General features: G+C 65.4%; 11 protein-coding genes. 6 read left to right on the top strand and 5 right to left on the bottom strand.

What is annotated here, in order from left to right; all coding sequences use genetic code 11:
- Positions 1-39 precede the first annotated feature (39 nt).
- Positions 40-897 (top strand): PHP domain-containing protein, encoded by an 858-nt coding sequence (locus GUY37_RS10745; protein ID WP_166825393.1) that lies wholly within the window; start codon positions 40-42, stop codon positions 895-897.
- A 123-nt stretch (positions 898-1,020) separates the two neighbouring features.
- On the opposite strand, the gene GUY37_RS10740 is transcribed toward GUY37_RS10745, so the two are convergent.
- Positions 1,021-2,547: a DEAD/DEAH box helicase gene (locus GUY37_RS10740; RefSeq protein WP_166825391.1), complete on the bottom strand. Its 1,527-nt coding sequence runs from the start codon at positions 2,545-2,547 to the stop codon at positions 1,021-1,023.
- Positions 2,548-2,607: 60 nt separating this feature from the next.
- Here GUY37_RS10740 and GUY37_RS10735 point away from each other — a divergent pair, with 60 nt between their 5' ends.
- A complete protein-coding gene (locus tag GUY37_RS10735) occupies positions 2,608-3,240 on the top strand; it encodes a ferritin-like fold-containing protein (protein ID WP_152347997.1) in 633 nt (210 codons plus the stop codon).
- A 126-nt stretch (positions 3,241-3,366) separates the two neighbouring features.
- Here the strand turns inward: GUY37_RS10735 and GUY37_RS10730 are convergent, their stop codons facing one another.
- Both GUY37_RS10730 and GUY37_RS10725 read right to left on the bottom strand, forming a co-directional pair.
- Positions 3,367-3,588 carry a DUF3107 domain-containing protein gene (locus GUY37_RS10730; protein WP_166825389.1) on the bottom strand — a complete coding sequence of 74 codons (222 nt, stop codon included), beginning with the start codon at positions 3,586-3,588 and terminating at the stop codon, positions 3,367-3,369.
- Between the two features lie 120 nt (positions 3,589-3,708).
- Entirely contained in the window at positions 3,709-4,302 is a 594-nt protein-coding gene (locus GUY37_RS10725; protein ID WP_227492744.1) for a TetR/AcrR family transcriptional regulator, read from the bottom strand.
- Positions 4,303-4,417: 115 nt separating this feature from the next.
- On the opposite strand from GUY37_RS10725, the gene GUY37_RS10720 reads away from it, so the two are divergent.
- Together GUY37_RS10720 and GUY37_RS10715 are read left to right on the top strand one after the other, a co-directional pair.
- Entirely contained in the window at positions 4,418-7,708 is a 3,291-nt protein-coding gene (locus GUY37_RS10720) for a PD-(D/E)XK nuclease family protein (RefSeq protein WP_166825386.1), read from the top strand.
- Positions 7,708-10,887: an ATP-dependent helicase gene (locus tag GUY37_RS10715; protein ID WP_166825384.1), complete on the top strand. Its 3,180-nt coding sequence runs from the start codon at positions 7,708-7,710 to the stop codon at positions 10,885-10,887. Before GUY37_RS10720 ends, GUY37_RS10715 begins: the two co-directional genes overlap by 1 nt.
- Before the next feature lie 2 nt (positions 10,888-10,889).
- On the opposite strand, the gene GUY37_RS10710 is transcribed toward GUY37_RS10715, so the two are convergent.
- Positions 10,890-12,134 carry a protein kinase family protein gene (locus tag GUY37_RS10710; protein ID WP_228278140.1) on the bottom strand — a complete coding sequence of 415 codons (1,245 nt, stop codon included), beginning with the start codon at positions 12,132-12,134 and terminating at the stop codon, positions 10,890-10,892.
- Between the two features lie 138 nt (positions 12,135-12,272).
- Here GUY37_RS10710 and nudC point away from each other — a divergent pair, with 138 nt between their 5' ends.
- Positions 12,273-13,250, top strand: a complete 978-nt coding sequence (gene nudC / locus GUY37_RS10705; RefSeq protein WP_166825381.1) for an NAD(+) diphosphatase — start codon at positions 12,273-12,275, stop codon at positions 13,248-13,250.
- Positions 13,247-15,286, top strand: coding sequence for an ATP-dependent DNA helicase UvrD2 (locus tag GUY37_RS10700; RefSeq protein WP_166825378.1), 2,040 nt, complete (start codon positions 13,247-13,249; stop codon positions 15,284-15,286). Before nudC ends, GUY37_RS10700 begins: the two co-directional genes overlap by 4 nt.
- Here GUY37_RS10700 and GUY37_RS10695 read toward each other — a convergent pair.
- The gene (locus tag GUY37_RS10695; RefSeq protein ID WP_166825376.1) at positions 15,263-16,165 is read right to left on the bottom strand and encodes a hypothetical protein; all 903 of its coding nucleotides are present in this window, start codon (positions 16,163-16,165) and stop codon (positions 15,263-15,265) included. The two genes, GUY37_RS10700 and GUY37_RS10695, sit on opposite strands and share 24 nt — an antisense overlap.
- Between the last annotated feature and the right edge of the window lie 371 nt (positions 16,166-16,536).

Raw genomic sequence — 16,536 nt, 5'->3', positions numbered from 1 at the left:
TGTGGAAGTCGGAACGACAGATGCAGATAGACTGTGACCATGGTCATCGATCTCCATGTGCACACCGCATTCTCGGACGGGACCCAGACCCCCTCCGAACTCATCTCAGAAGCCTCGATGGAGGGCATCGACGTCGTCGGCATCACAGACCACGACACCACCGCCGGTTGGACGCTTGCCGAGGATGCCGCCCGGGTCTACGGGCTCGGGCTGGTCCGGGGAATAGAGATCTCCTGTCGCTACGAGGGGATCAGCGTGCACCTGCTCTCCTACCTCCACGACCCGTACGATACGGGGCTGGCCGAGGTCGTGCAGGAGACGAGGCGGGCCCGTCTCGACCGCACTCACCTCATCATCGAACGACTGGCCGAGGACTATCCGATCGACATGGATGCGGTGCTCTCGGTCTCCGGCGAGGACGCCACGATCGGCCGTCCTCATATCGCCGATGCGCTTGTGGCAGCCGGTGTCGTCGACAACCGCACCGAAGCGTTCTCATCGATTCTGTCGAGCCAGGGCAAATACCATGTGTCCCTGCCGACGATCGACCCGATCACCGCGATCGGGCTCATCCGGGAGGCCGGGGGAGTCTCGGTCTTCGCCCATCCGCGTGCGGCCATGCGCGGTCGGGTCGTGCCCGATTCGGCGATGACCGAATTCATCGCCGCCGGCCTCGACGGACTCGAAGTCGACCACCGGGACAACCCTCCGCAGGAGCGTGAGGCGATGCGGCGTCTGGCTCATGAGCACGACCTCATCGTCACCGGGTCCAGTGACTACCACGGCACAGGCAAGCCCAACCGCCTCGGCGAGCACGTGACTTCCGACCATATGCTCGCGAAGCTGCTCGACCGTGCCGCCTCACGGCCGCGCGGCGTCGAGTACATCCAGGGCTGAGTTCAGCCGCGGCACTTCGGGCGGGAACTTCGGGGGACTCGTCGAATCGGGCAATGGACGAACGCAGGGCTCCGACCGGTCGGTCGGAGCCCTGCGTTCATGCTGTGAGCGGAATCCTGCGCCTCAGTCCTCGCTGGAGTCGGAGGCAGTACGTCCGGCCCGACCGCCTTGTGCGCGGTTGACCGGGTTGCCGCCGCGGGTGCGGCGACGCGTGCGCTGGCGACGTGGTTTGCGGCCTTCCTCACCGGAGTCGGAAGAGGAGTCTCGACCCTCGGATGAGCCGCCTCGGCGTGAATCGGAACGGCCGCGTCCGGACCCACGATCGGATCCGCGGCCCTTCCGCTCACCAGTGCTCTTCTCGCCTTCGCCTTCGCCTTCGGCGTGCTGGCGCGGCAGGCGACCCTTGGTGCCCTTCGGGATGCCCAGGTCGGAGAAGAAGTGCGGTGACGTCGAATAGGTTTCGGCGGGTTCGTCGAAATCGAGGCCGAGGGCCTTGTTGATGAGACGCCAGCGGGGCATATCATCCCAGTCGACCAGGGTCATGGCGACACCGGAGTTGCCGGCACGACCGGTGCGTCCGATGCGGTGGACGTAGGTCTTCTCATCCTCGGGGCACTGGTAATTGACGACATGGGTGACATCGTCGATGTCGATACCTCGGGCGGCGACATCCGTGGCCACGAGGACGTCGACCTTGCCGTCGCGGAAGGACTTCAGAGCCTTCTCACGCTGCGACTGGCCGAGATCGCCGTGCAGGGCCTTGACCGCGAATCCACGGTCTTCGAGTTCAGCGGCGAGCTTGTCGGCGGTGCGCTTGGTGCGGGTGAAGATGATCGTGCGTCCGCGGCCCTCGGCCTGCAGCATGCGCGCGACGAGTTCGGATTTGTCCATCGAATGGGCTCGGTAGACGAACTGCGTCGTGTTCTTCCCCGTCAGCGTCAGATCCTCATGGTCCTGAGCACGGATATGAGTGGGCTGATTCATGTAGCGGCGGGCCAGGGTGATGACAGCGGCGGGCATGGTGGCAGAGAACAGCATCGTCTGGCGGTGAGCGGGCACCGCGTTGATGATCTTCTCCACATCGGGCAGGAAGCCGAGATCGAGCATCTCATCGGCCTCGTCGAGGACGACGGTACGGACCCGGTGAAGTTTGAGGATCTTGCGTCCGTAGAGGTCGAGGAGGCGACCCGGCGTGCCGACGACGACGTCGACGCCGGACTTGAGGCGGTTGATCTGCGGATCGAAATCCATGCCGCCGTAGATCGTCATGATGTCGATATCGCGCTGCACCGAGGCGGTGACGAGATCGGCTGCGACCTGCTTGGCCAGTTCACGGGTGGGCACGACGACAAGCGCCTGCGGCAGCCGCGGCTCCTTCGAGTCGCCCCAGCTGTCGGGGGTCGACTCGGGGTCGGAGGTGACCGAAGAGTCCTCGGTCTTGCCGACGACGCGTTGGAGCAGGGGAATTCCGAAGCCCAAGGTCTTGCCGGTGCCCGTCTTCGCCTGCCCGATGATGTCGGCGCCCGACAGTGCCACGGGCAGCGTCAGCGACTGAATGGGGAAGGGATGGGTGATTCCTGCCGAGGCCAGCGAGGCCACGATCGGTCCGGCGACTCCCAGCTCCGCGAAATCCGCTTCTGTCTCCGCCATATTCCAAACTCCTTTTAGCGCGTATGCGCTTGTCACGGTGCGAACCGGTAGTCTTGAACTATGCCCGATTCTGTCCCATTGGCCGGTACTGATGCTGCGACGCTCGCGCTTCTGGCGTTCGGCGAGCTGACCGGTTTCGAACGTATGGCCACAAACGCGACGACCGCAGCGGATCTGGATGACAAGGTCATCCTGGCGCGGCTGGCCTCTCAGTCATTCGCGAACTTCGAACAGCTCTCACAGCACATTGATCAGATGGGCCAGGATGTGATCGAGCTCTGTCAGCATTTCGAACCGACCTTCAGCACTCTGGCTGAAAGGACTCGTCCTCGCGACTGGTACGAAAGCCTCATGAAGGGATTCGTCTTCGACGGAATCATGAATGATTTCTACCGCACGGCGGTGGACGAACTCGCGGAGCCCGGATACAGCCTGGCTATTGCAATTCTCGATGATACACGGGCCAGCGAATATGCGCGCAATCGTCTGACATCCGAAGTGGCCGTCGACACACAGCTGGCTTCGCGGCTGGCGCTGTGGGGCCGCAAGCTCGTCGCCGAGACCCTGGGACGGGCGCGCAGTCTGCTCACCGACCCGTTCCTCGGCCTCGACGAAGACCTCGTCGTCGAGCTGATCCCGGCGGTGACGTCGAATCACTCGAAGCGGATGTCGGCGCTCGGTCTCGTCGCCTGAGTCAGGGCCTCTCCGACAGCATGGGCAGTCTGTCGGGCCGGCCGCCTCGGGGCTGGTCTGTCCGCGGTCGATGCAGAAGGGCCCCGGTCACGATGACCGGGGCCCTCATCAGCTCAGCGGCGCTGCTCAGGCGCTGAAGCCCACACGCCGTGCTGACTCGGCACCGATTTCGAGGTAGCCGAGCGAAGCCGAGGGGACGAAGACCTGACGGCCCTTCGTATCAGTGAAGGTCAGCAGTCCCTCGGACTGGATCGTCTCTTCGACGCGAGCGGCGAGTGCCTTCGCCTCTTCGTCCGTTTCGAGGACGATCTCGCGCTGAGTCTGCTTGACGCCGATCTTGATTTCCATGGTGCTCCTTGTGCCGATGCTCGGTGACCGATGACGGATTGGACTGTGTTCAGCTTAACGTCCGCAGGCACGGGATTCTTCCCTGCAGATTCCGCTGTGGGCTGATGCCCCGGTGAGACGTCAGCGTTCGGAGAACGACCGCAGACCGCCCCAGCTCATCTGGGTGAGCAGTTCGACGGCCGTGTCGACGTCGATTCCGCGCTGTGAGTCGATCTGCTTGACGACGACTTCAGCGGTGCCGATGAGGGCCCGACACAGCAGCTGCGCCTCATCGTCGGTGAGACGGGCGAAGTTCTGCAGAGCAGAGACGACACGTGTTGCCGAACTCTCGCGCAGTGCGCGCAGCTTCTGTTCGGCCTTCGGCTCGTAGACGTCCGAATTGAAGATGATGACGAACTCTTCGCGGTGTGAGACCACGAAGTCGAAATAGGCGCGGTAGGTCGCGTGGATCTGCTCATGCGGATCGGTGGTCGATCCCAGGGCCTCGGCCAAGCGTGAGTCCAGAAGCGCCGCCGATGAGTCGATGAGCGCCAAGTAGAGGTCCTGCTTGGAATCGAAGTGCTGATAGAGCACGGGTTTGGACACACCGGCTGCCTCGGCGATCATGTCCATCGAGGTCGTCCGATATCCACGGGTGGCGAAAACGGAGCGTGCGACTCCCACCAATTGGTCGCGGCGCTGGTCACGGGGCAATCTCTGTTGTGGACTCGACATTCTTCAATGCTACGCGAAGACGGGCCTCGCACCGGGCATCCCGCCGCGTGCATCGGCGACGCGCCGGTTCCGATCTCGAACAGGCCATGTCAGCGGGCCGTGATGGAATACGAGTATGGATGAGACGACGCAGCGAATGGGCAGCACCCTGCTCTCCGGTGACTGCCTGAATATCATCGGCCGGCCGGGAACCGGGAAGACGACTCTGCTCGAGTCGCTCTATGCCCAGTTGGTGTCGGCGATCGACCCGGCATCCGTCCTCGTGCTCACTCCCGATCGCTACCACGCCGATGTGCTGCGCAACCGTCTCCAGCTGCCCGCTGATGCGGTCCTCTCGGCCGCTCCAGCCCGCAGCCTCGCGTCCTTCTCGTATGGGATCGCCCGCGCAGCACACACGACGCGGACCGGGGAGGACCTCGAATTCATCTCCGGGGCCGATCAGGATGTGTTCCTCGCGGATCTCCTCGCAGGTCACGAACTCGGCCGCTCTCATGGCCCGGCGTGGCCGTCGGAGATCACCGCGGAGGTGCGCTCGACCTCGGCGTTCCGCACCGAGGTCCGCGACGCGCTCAACCGGGTGATGGAATTCGACTTCGGAATGCGCACGCCCGGCCCATCGCCCGACTCTTCGGGCGAGCACGTCTTCGATTTCGGTCGCAGCGCCTTCGACCGTGTCCTGGCCGACAAGCCCGATCCGCGGTGGCAGGCCGTGGCCGAGGTCCTCGACGAATATCTGGGCATCATGTCCATGCCCGGCTATGGGGGCGTCGACTCCGCGACGGTGCTCGCCCTCGCCGCCTTCGAGATCTTCCGCGAACCCGCCGAGGTGACTGCCGGCAGATCGTGGACCTTCGCTCCCGACCGGGTCCCCGCCGTGGTCCTTGCCGACGGCGTGCAGGACTTCCCCGCAGCAAGTTGGGGAATCCTCGAGCAGCTGCGTGCCCGGGGGAGTGCGATCGCTCTGTTCGGATCCCCCGAAACGGTGACCGGGCGCTTCCACGGAGCCGACGCCTCGATCATCGACCGGGCGATCGCCGATGCCGATTTCGACACGGTCGTCCTCGACCGCCTGTGGGATGTCGATCCGGCATTGGCCGAGGTCATCGACGGATTCGGCGCCCGAATCACCACACGTTGGTCGCTCGGACACATACCCCGCCCTCGTCCGGCCACGGCAGAGGCCCCGCCTGCGACCCCGGTCGAGACCTCAGCGGCGGCATCACCCGAGACTCCGTCGGCCGCCTCGGTCGAGGCTCCCGTGGAGACGCATGTGTTCGAAGGCAGAGCCTCCGGACACCGATATCTGGCCCGTCGCATCACGAACTTCGTCGAACAGGGCCATTCCTGGTCCGACGTCGCTCTCATCTGCCGCAACTCGTCGAGCGCACGCACGATCGCCAACGAGCTGCGAGCCTCCGGCGTCTCCATCGCCACTCTGATGCAGCCACTCAACGTCGACCCTGCGACCGCACCTCTGTTGGACCTGCTCTCGGTCACTCCGGATTTCGACGATGACGAGGCGATCGCGGAACTCGCCCTGTCTCTGGCAGGCAGCATCTACGTCCGCCTCGACCCAGTGCAGATCCGACGCTTCCGACGCACAGTGCGCAAACGATTCCCGGCGCCCAGCAGCACGGCCTCGCTGGCACAGGCGCTGCGCAGCCCCATCGACGACTCCGCCCCACAGGGGCTGGCCACGATCTCACGGATGCTCCACGCCGCGGCCGAGGCCGGCGCCACCGACCCCCACCAGGCGCTGTGGAGCATCTGGGACGCGGCAGGCGTCGCCGAGAAATGGCAGTCCGAGGCCCTGCGCGACCCCGAATCGGTGACCAACGGCTACCTCGATTCGGTGCTGCGGCTGTTCGCACTGGCGGAGAAGATCTCAGATCGCGGCGGATTCACCGCCCGCTCCTTCGCCGGAATCGTCGCCGAGCAGGACATCGCCCAGGACTCCCTGGCCGATACTGCCGGATTCGCCGACCATGTCCGTGTGGGCACCCCGTCCTCGCTGGCCCACGTGCGTGTGCCGCTGGTGATCATCGCCGAGGTCGACGAAGGCGTCTGGCCGAACCCGAAGCTGCGCGGAGGCATCCTCGGCCTCACCGACCTCACCGCGGTGCTCGACACGGGTGAGACGATCACCGGCGACCCCGGTTACCACGCACACGCGAAACGGACGAACCTGCGCGAAGAGGGCGAGCTGTTCTTCACCGCACTCAGCCGGGCCCGGGAACGGGTGATCGTCACCGCCGTCACCGATGCGGAGACCGAACCGTCCCCGTTCTTCGACGTGCTCGCAGCCGGAACTGCCAAGGGCACCGAGGCGGCCGACGGGTATGCGATCACACATGAGGACGAACTGCCTCCGCTGACTCTGCCGGAGATGGCCGCTCACACCCGCGCCCGTCTGCTGCTGACAGCTGCGGCCGCAGATGTCGACCCCGAGGGAGCTGCGGCAGGGCACACCTTCGCTGAGGATTCGGAGAGGCCTGCGACTCCGGGCCCGGAGACACAGTCGTGGGCGGCGCTGATGAGGGCTCTGGCGGACGCCGGCCCGACTGTCGAACCACCGAGGCAGTGGCGCGAGGCAGAGGACATCACCACACACGAGCCGCTCTTCACGGACTCCGATACGGTCCGTGTCTCACCCTCCCAGGTCGAAGCATTCACCGATTGCTCACTGCGGTGGTTCCTCACCCGCAACGGCGGTGATCGTCCGATGTCGACGGCACAGAGTCTCGGAACCATCATCCACGCGGCCGCCGAGAACTATCCCGAAGGCCCCACCTCCGCGATCCGCAGCTTCGTGGAGGGGGAGTTCGCGTCCCTGGAATTCGACGCCGAATGGGAGCGCGAACGCGAATTCGAGGTGGCGATGAGCATGGCCGACCGCCTCGGTGACTACATCAAGACGACCTCGGGCCGCCTTGTCGGTGTCGAAGCGCAGGTCTATGCCGTCGGCGTCGACGCAGACGGACGCGAGTGGAAGGTCACCGGCCGACTCGACCGGGTCGAGGAGGTCGAGGGCGGGCTGCGCATCGTCGACTTCAAGACCGGGAGGAACGTCGTCGCCGGCAAGGAGATGGACCGGCACGCCCAGCTGGGCGTGTACCAGGAAGCGATCAATTCCGGCACCATCAGAATCGGAGAGGACCAGGACCTCGACGCTCACGCCTTCGGCGCCGAACTCGTGTTTCTGCGCAAGTCTGCCCGGACAGTTCGGGAACAGCCGGCGCTGGATGTCGATGAGAATCCCGGATGGGCGCGAGAACTCATCGACGACGTGTCCGGCAGGATGCGTGCCGCGAGCTTCCTCGCCCGGGTCGAACCGCAGAAATGTCAGTCCTGCCCCGTCCGGTCCTCGTGCCCGGCGATCGGTCCGAAGATGTTGGAGGAGAACTGATGCGCTTCACTGCAGAGCAGCTGGCCGAACTCACGGCCGCCGATCCTGCCCAGGCATTCCCGCCCAGCCCGGAGCAGCGGGTGATCATCGAGGCCGACCCCGCACAGTCGATGAAGGTCACCGCCGGGGCCGGCTCCGGAAAGACCACCGTCATCTCACAGCGTGTGGTGTGGTTGGTGGCGAACGGGTTCGTGTCTCCCGAGGAGATCCTCGGGCTGACCTTCACCCGCAAGGCCGTCGGTGAACTCGGCGGACGCATCCGCGTGCTTCTGTCCCGACTGCGACACAAGCTCGGACACAGCCAGGACCTCTCCCTGCCCGGTCTCGACAACCCCACCGTGTCGACGTACAACTCCTATGCCGCCTCGATCGTCAGCGAACACGGTGTGAGCATCGGCATCGAACCCGAAACGGTCCTCCTCGATGACGCCGCGGCACACACCATCGCCGGGGAGCTCATCGACTCCACACCACCCGAGGAGATCCCCGGAGACTTCTCCCGCGAGACGATGATCGCCGACGTCATCGCTCTGGCCGGGCAGATGAACGACCACGGTCGAGATGTCGACGAAGTCACCGCCTATCTCGAGCAGTGTCTGGCCGCCCTGGTCTCCAGCAGAGGCAAACCCGTCGATCCCAACGGACGACGGGCGAAGCTCGAAGCGAAGATCAGAACGGCCCGACTGGCTGATGCCTATATGCGGGCCAAACGACGCAATCTGGCCATGGACTTCTCGGATCAGGTGCGATTCGCTCAACGCATCCTCGACGAGGTTCCGGCCGCAGCCGAAGCCGAGAGGGCCCGATGGAAGATCGTCCTCCTCGACGAGTTCCAGGACACCTCGGTGGCTCAGCTCAAGCTCCTGCGCGACCTCTTCCACTCCACCGCTGTCACCGCGGTCGGCGATCCCCGCCAGGCCATCTACGGATGGCGCGGTGCCAGCGCCGACAACATGGTCCGGTTCTCCTCCGACTTCCGCGATGTCGCATCCCTGTCGCTGAGCACGAGTTGGCGAAACGACCGTTCGATTCTGCAGGTGGCCAACCGCATCGCCGCTGGACTCGACGACAGCAGCGAGTCCCCGCTGTCGGCTCGCGATGGTGCCGGCGACGGCGAGGTCAGCGTCGAGATCAGTTCGGGAGCCCACGACCCCGACTTCCTCACGACCGGACTGCGCGCCCTCACGGAATGGTTCCACACCATTCCCGCAGGCTCGTCGAAAGCGGTGCTGTGCCGCAAACGTGCCCATTTCGCACCGGTTGCGGCAGCTCTGGAAGCCGCCGGGTTCGCCGTGCATGTGCATGGTTCCTCCGGGCTGCTCACCGACCCCTTCGTCGCCGATCTGCGCGCGGTGCTCACTGCCGCGGTCGACCCGATGGCCGGCGACGAGGTCATGCGGCTCGTCAGCGGACGGATGCTCGGCCTCGGTGCCGGCGATATCGCCGGACTGCAGTCCTTCACCCGCCGTCAGACCGAGCGGCGAGCCTCCGACAGGTCCGAACCCGCCACCGAGGAGGTCATCGCCGAAGCCATCGACCAGGCGACGATCGTCGAAGGCCTCGATGAGCTCATCGAGGTGCAGCGAGCCCTCGACCAGGGTGCGCGGACAGCCGCGGGCAGGAGTCTTGTCGCCGACTATCGGCAGTCCGGGCTGAGCTCGGAGGCGCTGCACCGACTGGTCCGGCTGGCTCGTGCGCTGCGCGCCACCCGGTCGGGCACGGGCACCATCTCGTCGATCATCCGCACTGCGATGTCCGAGACCGGTATCGACTCGGACATCTGGGGACTCAGCGATTCGCTGCGCAATCTGCACAGGGCTTCCGTCGATGCGTTCCTGTCCGCGGCCAGCCAGTACTCGACCACCGACGACAAACCCTCGATCACCGGGTTCCTGTCCTGGCTCAGACTCATGGAAGCCCATGATGCGCTGAGCGTCGCAGAACCGACGACGGCTGCCGACGCGATCAACATCATGACCGTCCACGCCTCGAAGGGGCTGGAGTTCGATGCCGTCGCCGTTCCCTCCCTGGTGGTCAAGGACTTCCCGACCGAACCGCGGGACAAAGAGGGGTGGATGGACCGCACGGCACTGCCGTACCCGCTGCGCGGTGACCGCGCACATCTTGTCGACTTCGACCTGCGGGAAGCCGAATTCGATACGAAGAAGGCTCTGGACGAGTGGATCGGGGACTTCATCCGCCCACAGATCGCCGACGCGCATGTGGGCGAGGAGCGGCGTCTGGCCTATGTGGCGTTCACCCGCGCCAAGAGGCATCTGTGGCTCGGGGCGGAACTGATGGGATCGCGCACCGTCCCCGACGACCCGTCGCCCTTCCTCACCGAAGCGATCGAAGCCTTGGGCCTGGAAGTCGAGATCCCGGAGCCTGCCGACGAATCGGCAGAGGACCGCGTCGAGACCACTCCATGGCCGGTGCCGCGCACCAGGCAGGTCGCCGCCGCACAGCGCGCCGCAGACTGGGTCGAGGCGAGCCCGGAAGTCAGCTTGGAGTCTCTGGCCGAGGTGCCGGGAGTGATCGGGCGCTACGCAGCGCAGGCGCTGCGCATCGGCGACCGGCCCGAGACCGTGACCGCAGCGGCGATGCCCGACCGCCTGTCGGCGACGGCCCTGGTCTCATGGCGGCGCGACCCACAGGGCTTCCGCACGCAGACCCTGCGCCCGATCCCGACGCCGCCGAGCCGGGCGGCCGAGATCGGAACGGCCTTCCACTCCTGGGTCGAACAGCATTTCGGTCAGTCGAGCATCGACATCGGTGAAGACGAATCGGTGCGCCCCATGGACGCCGCCACGATCGAACGGCTGCAGGCGACGTTCTCCGCCTCCGAGTTCGCGACTCGGCGAGCAGACCATGTGGAGATGTCCTTCGAACTCGTTCTCGGCAGATTCCGGGTGCCGGGGAAGATCGATGCCGTCTTCATCACCGGGGGCCATGCCGAGGTCGTGGATTGGAAGACCTCGAAGAAACCCGATGCCGCGGCGCTCGAGGTGATGAAATGGCAGCTGGCGCTCTACCGGTTCGCCATCCTGCGGGTGCATCCGGAGATCACCGAGGTGACGGGAACGTTCTACTTCGTCGGCAGCGATGAGGTCGTGCAGTTCACCGATCTGCCCGACGAAGTCGAGGTCATCGAGTGGTTGGAAGCCAACGACGTCGGCTGAGATCAGCGGATGCGGCCGGTCTCTTCCCCGCCATCGGAAGCGTCGGAGTCGCGAGGCGGTTCGGTCGACACATGTGATCCCGGTTCGGAGTCGGATTCCGAACTGTCGTCCCGGGCGGCATCAGACGGCTGAGCCCGGGGAATGAACACATCGGTCGCTTCGGTCTCCGTGATAGCGGCTTCGACATCGGGAGAATCGGTTTCCGTCGCCGCAGTCGCCGATGCCGGATCGCGAGAGGCTTGACTCGAGGTGGGAAGACCGTGTGCTTCGTCTTCACGGCCGGCAGCAGATTCCGCGGCCGAGCTGGGAGCGGAGGCTCCGGCGGCTGTGCTGCCGAACAGGACCTCATCGAATGAGCTGAGAAGCTCGGCGGCATCCTCGACGGCCGTCTCGTCCCCGGAGTCGACAGCTTCGAGCAGCCAGTCGAGCACGGCGAATTCTGCCAACAGCTCGGCACGGGCAATGACGTGCTCATCGGCACGAGGCCGGGAGTTGCGGTATTCCTCGTAGAAGGTCGGCAAGGCAGCGGGATCGATCAGCGCCGAAGCCGCTGCCAGGTCGATGGCCGGATCGGCGACGCGAAGACGACCGATCTCGGCCAGAGCGAGCACCCGCTCCTGATCGGTATAGACGCTCGTCTCATCGAGGGAGCCGTGGATGGGTGTGGCGAGGAAATGCCAGAGCGCGACCTTCTCGAACTCCTCTTCCCAATGCTGCAGCAGGGACGACGGCACCCGTCCGGTGCTCGCTGCCTGATCGAGGCGCTCGAGGATGAGGAACTGTGACCGAGACGGATCCTCCACCGGGAAACCCGCATCGGAGACGGGCTCGGGTGCCGCCGAATGCAGAGTCGCCAGAGCCTGTGCCAACGAGCTGGCCCGCGCGATGTCGGCGATGGGGACGTCTCCCAGCGGCGCGCCCGGAAGAGGATCGGACAGGGTCACGGTCGTCGGGGATTCAGTATCGAAGTAGTCGCCGTCCACCTCGGTGATGGCCCGCAGGCGGGGCCACGTGAAGTCCGCGTGCGGGTACATGGTCTCGTAGATGCGTCCCGCTTCGGCGGCGGAGCCGATGTCTGCGGTCCGATCGAGCTGGGTCTGAGCCGTTGCGACGAGCTGCTGGTCGTCATCGCCGAGCAGGACTCTGACTCCGGCGTCCAGGGACGGCAGGGGAGTCCATTTCGTCGGGACGAAGCCGTCGAGCATCGTCGCCGCGATCGCAGTCAACTTGAGCGCCTTGTTATCCACCTTCCCCAATCTACCGTCTGGGTTCCGCTGAGACACGGGACTCGCCGTCGAGCGTGTCTGCCGAGCCGGCTTTCCGCTCCGGTCGGGGAGACGTCGGCCACGATCGCCGTGTCAGGACGCTGGGCTATCGTGGAGGACATGAAGCCATTGCCTCCAGTGCGGCCGATCAGCCTCGCCCGACATGGAATCGATCGTGACCATCTGACTCGGGGCCAGTACGGGGATCTCAGCGAGATCTGGGTCTCGGGAGCCCGGGCCGTCTTCGAACACCGCGGAACTCTGCTCGTCGGCGGCGGCGGCCTCTTCCTGACCGACCGCGAATCGGTGCCGGAGGGGCAGACAGAGGTCTACCTCGGCCGTGACCCGCAGGGCGCCCGCTATATCGGAGTGTCCTTGGACGACGAGGGGCGCAGCCACATCGACGCCCGACTGGACGCGTCGCGTGCCCGGGACGCCACTGACCGGCTGACCGCACCGGGGGAGGGCATCGACAGCTCCGAACCGGTCTGGCTGCCCCTGCGTCACCTCGCCGAATCCCTCGATGATGTGCAGGTGTCCCTGGCCTGTGAGATCGTCGGCCTCGGCAACTGGCATCGCGCGCACCGGTTCTCCCCGCGCACGGGCACCCCGACCAGCCCGGTCATGGGCGGATGGGTCCGCCGTGACCCGGAGACCGGCAGCGAACACTTCCCTCGCACCGATCCTGCCGTCATCGTCGTCATCGTCAACACCGATCCGGACGGTGTCGAACGTGTCCTGTTGGGCAACAACGCCGCATGGGAATCCGACCGTTACTCACTCCTGGCCGGATTCGTCGAACCGGGTGAGACCCTCGAGCACGCCGTGATCCGCGAGATCTGGGAAGAAGCTCATCTCGAAGTCACCGATCCGCAGTATCTGGGCTCCCAGCCGTGGCCGTTTCCGTGCTCACTCATGCTCGGCTTCGCAGCAGCCGCTCCCAGTCTCGACTTCGCCGCAGACGAGGCGGAGATCGCCTCCCTGCGCTGGTTCACCCGGGCAGAGCTGCAGAGCGCTTTGGCGAACGGAGAAGTGCGGGCCCCGTCGACGATCTCGATTGCCGGTCAGCTCCTGTACAGCTGGTTGGACAACGAATGAACGCTTCGGCCACGGCCCTGCTCGAGGCCCTGGACGAGGAACAGCGTGCAGTCGCCACCCACTTCGACTCACCGGTGATCGTCCTCGCCGGTGCCGGCACAGGCAAGACCCGCGCCATGACACACCGGATCGCCTATGGAATCGCGACCGAGGCGTTTCCGCCCAATCATGTCCTCGCCCTGACCTTCACCGCGAAAGCGGCCGGGGAGATGCGTTCACGCCTGCGCGGACTCGGAGTGCCCGCAGTTCAGGCCCGCACATTCCACTCCGCGGCGCTGCGTCAGCTGCGCTTCTTCTGGGACCGCTTCGCCGAAGGAGACTTTCCGCGCATCATCGAGAACAAGGCCGGCATCATCGGCTCGGTCATGCAGAGTCTCGGCATGGAGACCAGCCGAGAACTGACCCGAGACGTCGCCTCGGAGATCGAGTTCGCGGCTGCTTCCCTGCTGGGCGTCGAAGACTATGCGACCAAAGCCGCGGCCCGCGAACTCCCCGGCCGGCTGAGTGTCGAGGACATGGTTCGGATCTTCGAGGCCTATGGGGAGGCGAAGACGCGAGGGCGGCTGCTCGACTTCGACGATGTGCTCCTCGTGCTGTCGGGAGTCCTGGCCGAGCACCCCGCGATCGCGGCTGAGATCCGCGAACAGTACAGGCACTTCGTCGTCGATGAGTTCCAAGACGTCTCACCGCTGCAGTTCGATGTGCTCTCCCGCTGGTTGGGCCCCCGCGACAATCTCTGTGTCGTCGGTGATCCCGCCCAGACCATCTACACTTTCGCCGGAGCCGATTCGAGCCTGCTCGGCTCGCTCAGCACGTCGATGCCCGAAGCCAGAACGATCCGTTTGGTGCGCAACTACCGGTCGTCCCAGGCGATCGTGTCCACGGCGAACAGTCTGCTGCGGCACACATCTCGGACTGCACTGACTCTGCGGACCGACAACCCGGTGGGTCGGCAGCCGCGCATGGTCGAATATCCGACCGATGAGGCCGAAGCCGCTGGAGTCGTCCAGGCCATCACCGCCGAAATCCAGGCAGGGCGGCGTCCTCGCAATATCGCAGTCCTCTTCCGCACGAATGGACAGAGCCCGGCCTATGAGCAGGCGCTGGCCGCAGCCGGGATTCCCTATGTGCTGCGTGGCGGCGAACGATTCTTCGCACGCAAAGAGGTCAAGGAAGCCGTGCTCATGCTCAAAGCAGCACGGGCAACATCGAGCGGGCAGAGACTGCCCGAAGCCGTGATGGAAGTTCTCGGGTCGCTCGGTTTCACTCGGGAACCGCCTCCGGCCGGGGCCGGCCGGCAGCGCTGGGAGTCGCTCAAAGCCCTCGTCGACCTCGCCGAGGAACACCAGCACGGGCAGGAGCTGCCCGTGCCTATGGAAGTCTTCTTGAACGACCTGTCGGATCGTGCCGAACATCAGTTCGCCCCTGACATCGAAGGGGTCACTCTGGCCTCCTTCCATGCTGCGAAGGGCCTGGAGTGGGACAGCGTCCATCTGGTCGGACTCAGCGAGGGTCTGCTGCCCATCAGCTACGCTCAGACGCCGAGAGCCATTGCCGAGGAACGGCGTCTGTTCTATGTGGCACTGACCCGAGCCGGCACAGACCTGCGGATGAGCTGGTCCCTGGCCAGGTTCGATTCCAAACAGAAGCCTCGGAGATCCTCACGGTTCCTCGCCGAACTCGGCCAGACCGGACCGACTATGGGAGAGGGCCGGACGGCGTCGGACTCGGCGGTCCTCAACCGCTGTCGTGGCTGCGGCAGGGCGTTGGTCTCGCAGATCGACCGTGCCGTCGGGCGATGCTCCGACTGTCCCGCCGACATCGACCTCGAGCTGCTGGACAGACTGCGCCGGTGGAGAGTTCGGGTCGGAATGGAGCAGGGGCTGCCGCCTTACCTCGTGCTCACCGACACCTCGCTGTCCGTCATCGCAGAAGTCCGACCCTGCAGCCTCGATGAGATCGCTCGGGTTCCCGGGATCGGTGCGACGAAGCTCGAGCTCTACGGAACGCACCTATTGGGCCTGCTCGGCGACTGACCCGAAGTCGGGCACAGGCGAACGACACTGGCAGCGGTCGTGGAAGACCACGCCGGTGTCCATGACCTCTCCCGCATCCAAGGTGACCACGCGACGGACCGGTGCCATCTCGGGCCGCAGCAGCGCCTGACGAAGCATCTGGACGACATGGGCCGAACCGAGGATCCGCGCGGCGGGGTCGCACAGGCTCTCCCGTTCGGGCAGAGCACGCAGACGCGGATGCTGATCGAGCCACCCGGGGTCACTGTCCTTTCGGTGCAGGCAGGAGCAGACAGAGCACGGTGTCCGACCAGGACGAATAAGCCCCGTGATCTCCACAGACTGCTCACCGAGGACGACTTGGCAGTGATCGACCTCGCGATCGTTGAGCCACATGCCCGAATGCAGATCCGGAACCAAGTGCGAACTCGTGACCACGACCGGCGCCGTCATGAGGTCGAGCTCCTCGACACGGCGGGCCGCGGAGACGGCGAATCCGAGGGCTGCCAGCTGTCCCTCGGCCTGGGAGCGCAGCGGACCGGTGACCAATACCGGTCGAGATCCCAGGATCTGTGACACGCGATCCGGGGACAGAGCGAAGGCGCGCGCAGCGGCGAAGACCGGTGATCCTTTCGGCACTGTGCCGGCATCGGCATCGCCGGGGACGAGCACCCCGGCCTCACCGAGGAGGGTGATGAGGGAGCTCGCCCTGCTGAGGTCGACCCCGAGCTCCTGAGCTCGAGCGTAGTACTGTGCCGAGCCGGTGCCGAGGCGCAGATCTTCGATGAGGCTGGCATCGCCGGGCAGCATCCCATCGATGAGCACAGGATCATCGGCACCGAACTGAATGCATGAAGACGATCGCCATGTGATGGGAACACTCGGAAAGATCCTGAACATCTCGGCCCCTTCGTCTCAGCATCGTGGAGACTTCCACGGTAGTGAACAGACGGCCGATTCGCCACGGTCGGCGAAGATCTGTGGATAAGCTTGTGGAAAAACGACTGAGGACAGGCCGGAACTCTGTCCCGACATGCCCTCAGCCGCATAGTGCCCCAGGCGCTCGCGAGGACTCGTGCGGCTTCCCCTTCCGCACGCATCCTCGGGTTTTCCGGGGTCAAGCATAGAACTTATTCCGCAATTGCCGTCACGTCAATGCGCCCTCATGCACAGACACGTCAACAGCCTGTGGATAACCTGTGGGAATCGCCGTGGAGTCTGTGGAGGAAAGGTGCCTTGAGTGCCGATCGGGCTGTTGATAAACGGGGGCT

Source organism: Brevibacterium limosum, from assembly GCF_011617705.1.
Lineage (GTDB): Bacteria > Actinomycetota > Actinomycetes > Actinomycetales > Brevibacteriaceae > Brevibacterium > Brevibacterium limosum.
The sequence above is the reverse complement of the archived record's forward strand: the minus strand, read 5'-3'. Positions and strand labels throughout refer to the sequence as shown.

What these genes read in the sequence shown, in the direction of transcription:
- GUY37_RS10695 (WP_166825376.1), bottom strand. Translation starts at nt 16,165, where the DNA reads ATGTTCAGGATCTTTCCGAGTGTTCCCATCACATGGCGATCGTCTTCA.
- GUY37_RS10740 (WP_166825391.1), bottom strand. Translation starts at nt 2,547, where the DNA reads ATGGCGGAGACAGAAGCGGATTTCGCGGAGCTGGGAGTCGCCGGACCG.
- GUY37_RS10730 (WP_166825389.1), bottom strand. Translation starts at nt 3,588, where the DNA reads ATGGAAATCAAGATCGGCGTCAAGCAGACTCAGCGCGAGATCGTCCTC.
- nudC (WP_166825381.1), top strand. Translation starts at nt 12,273, where the DNA reads ATGAAGCCATTGCCTCCAGTGCGGCCGATCAGCCTCGCCCGACATGGA.
- GUY37_RS10745 (WP_166825393.1), top strand. Translation starts at nt 40, where the DNA reads ATGGTCATCGATCTCCATGTGCACACCGCATTCTCGGACGGGACCCAG.
- GUY37_RS10735 (WP_152347997.1), top strand. Translation starts at nt 2,608, where the DNA reads ATGCCCGATTCTGTCCCATTGGCCGGTACTGATGCTGCGACGCTCGCG.
- GUY37_RS10725 (WP_227492744.1), bottom strand. Translation starts at nt 4,302, where the DNA reads ATGTCGAGTCCACAACAGAGATTGCCCCGTGACCAGCGCCGCGACCAA.
- GUY37_RS10720 (WP_166825386.1), top strand. Translation starts at nt 4,418, where the DNA reads ATGGATGAGACGACGCAGCGAATGGGCAGCACCCTGCTCTCCGGTGAC.
- GUY37_RS10700 (WP_166825378.1), top strand. Translation starts at nt 13,247, where the DNA reads ATGAACGCTTCGGCCACGGCCCTGCTCGAGGCCCTGGACGAGGAACAG.
- GUY37_RS10715 (WP_166825384.1), top strand. Translation starts at nt 7,708, where the DNA reads ATGCGCTTCACTGCAGAGCAGCTGGCCGAACTCACGGCCGCCGATCCT.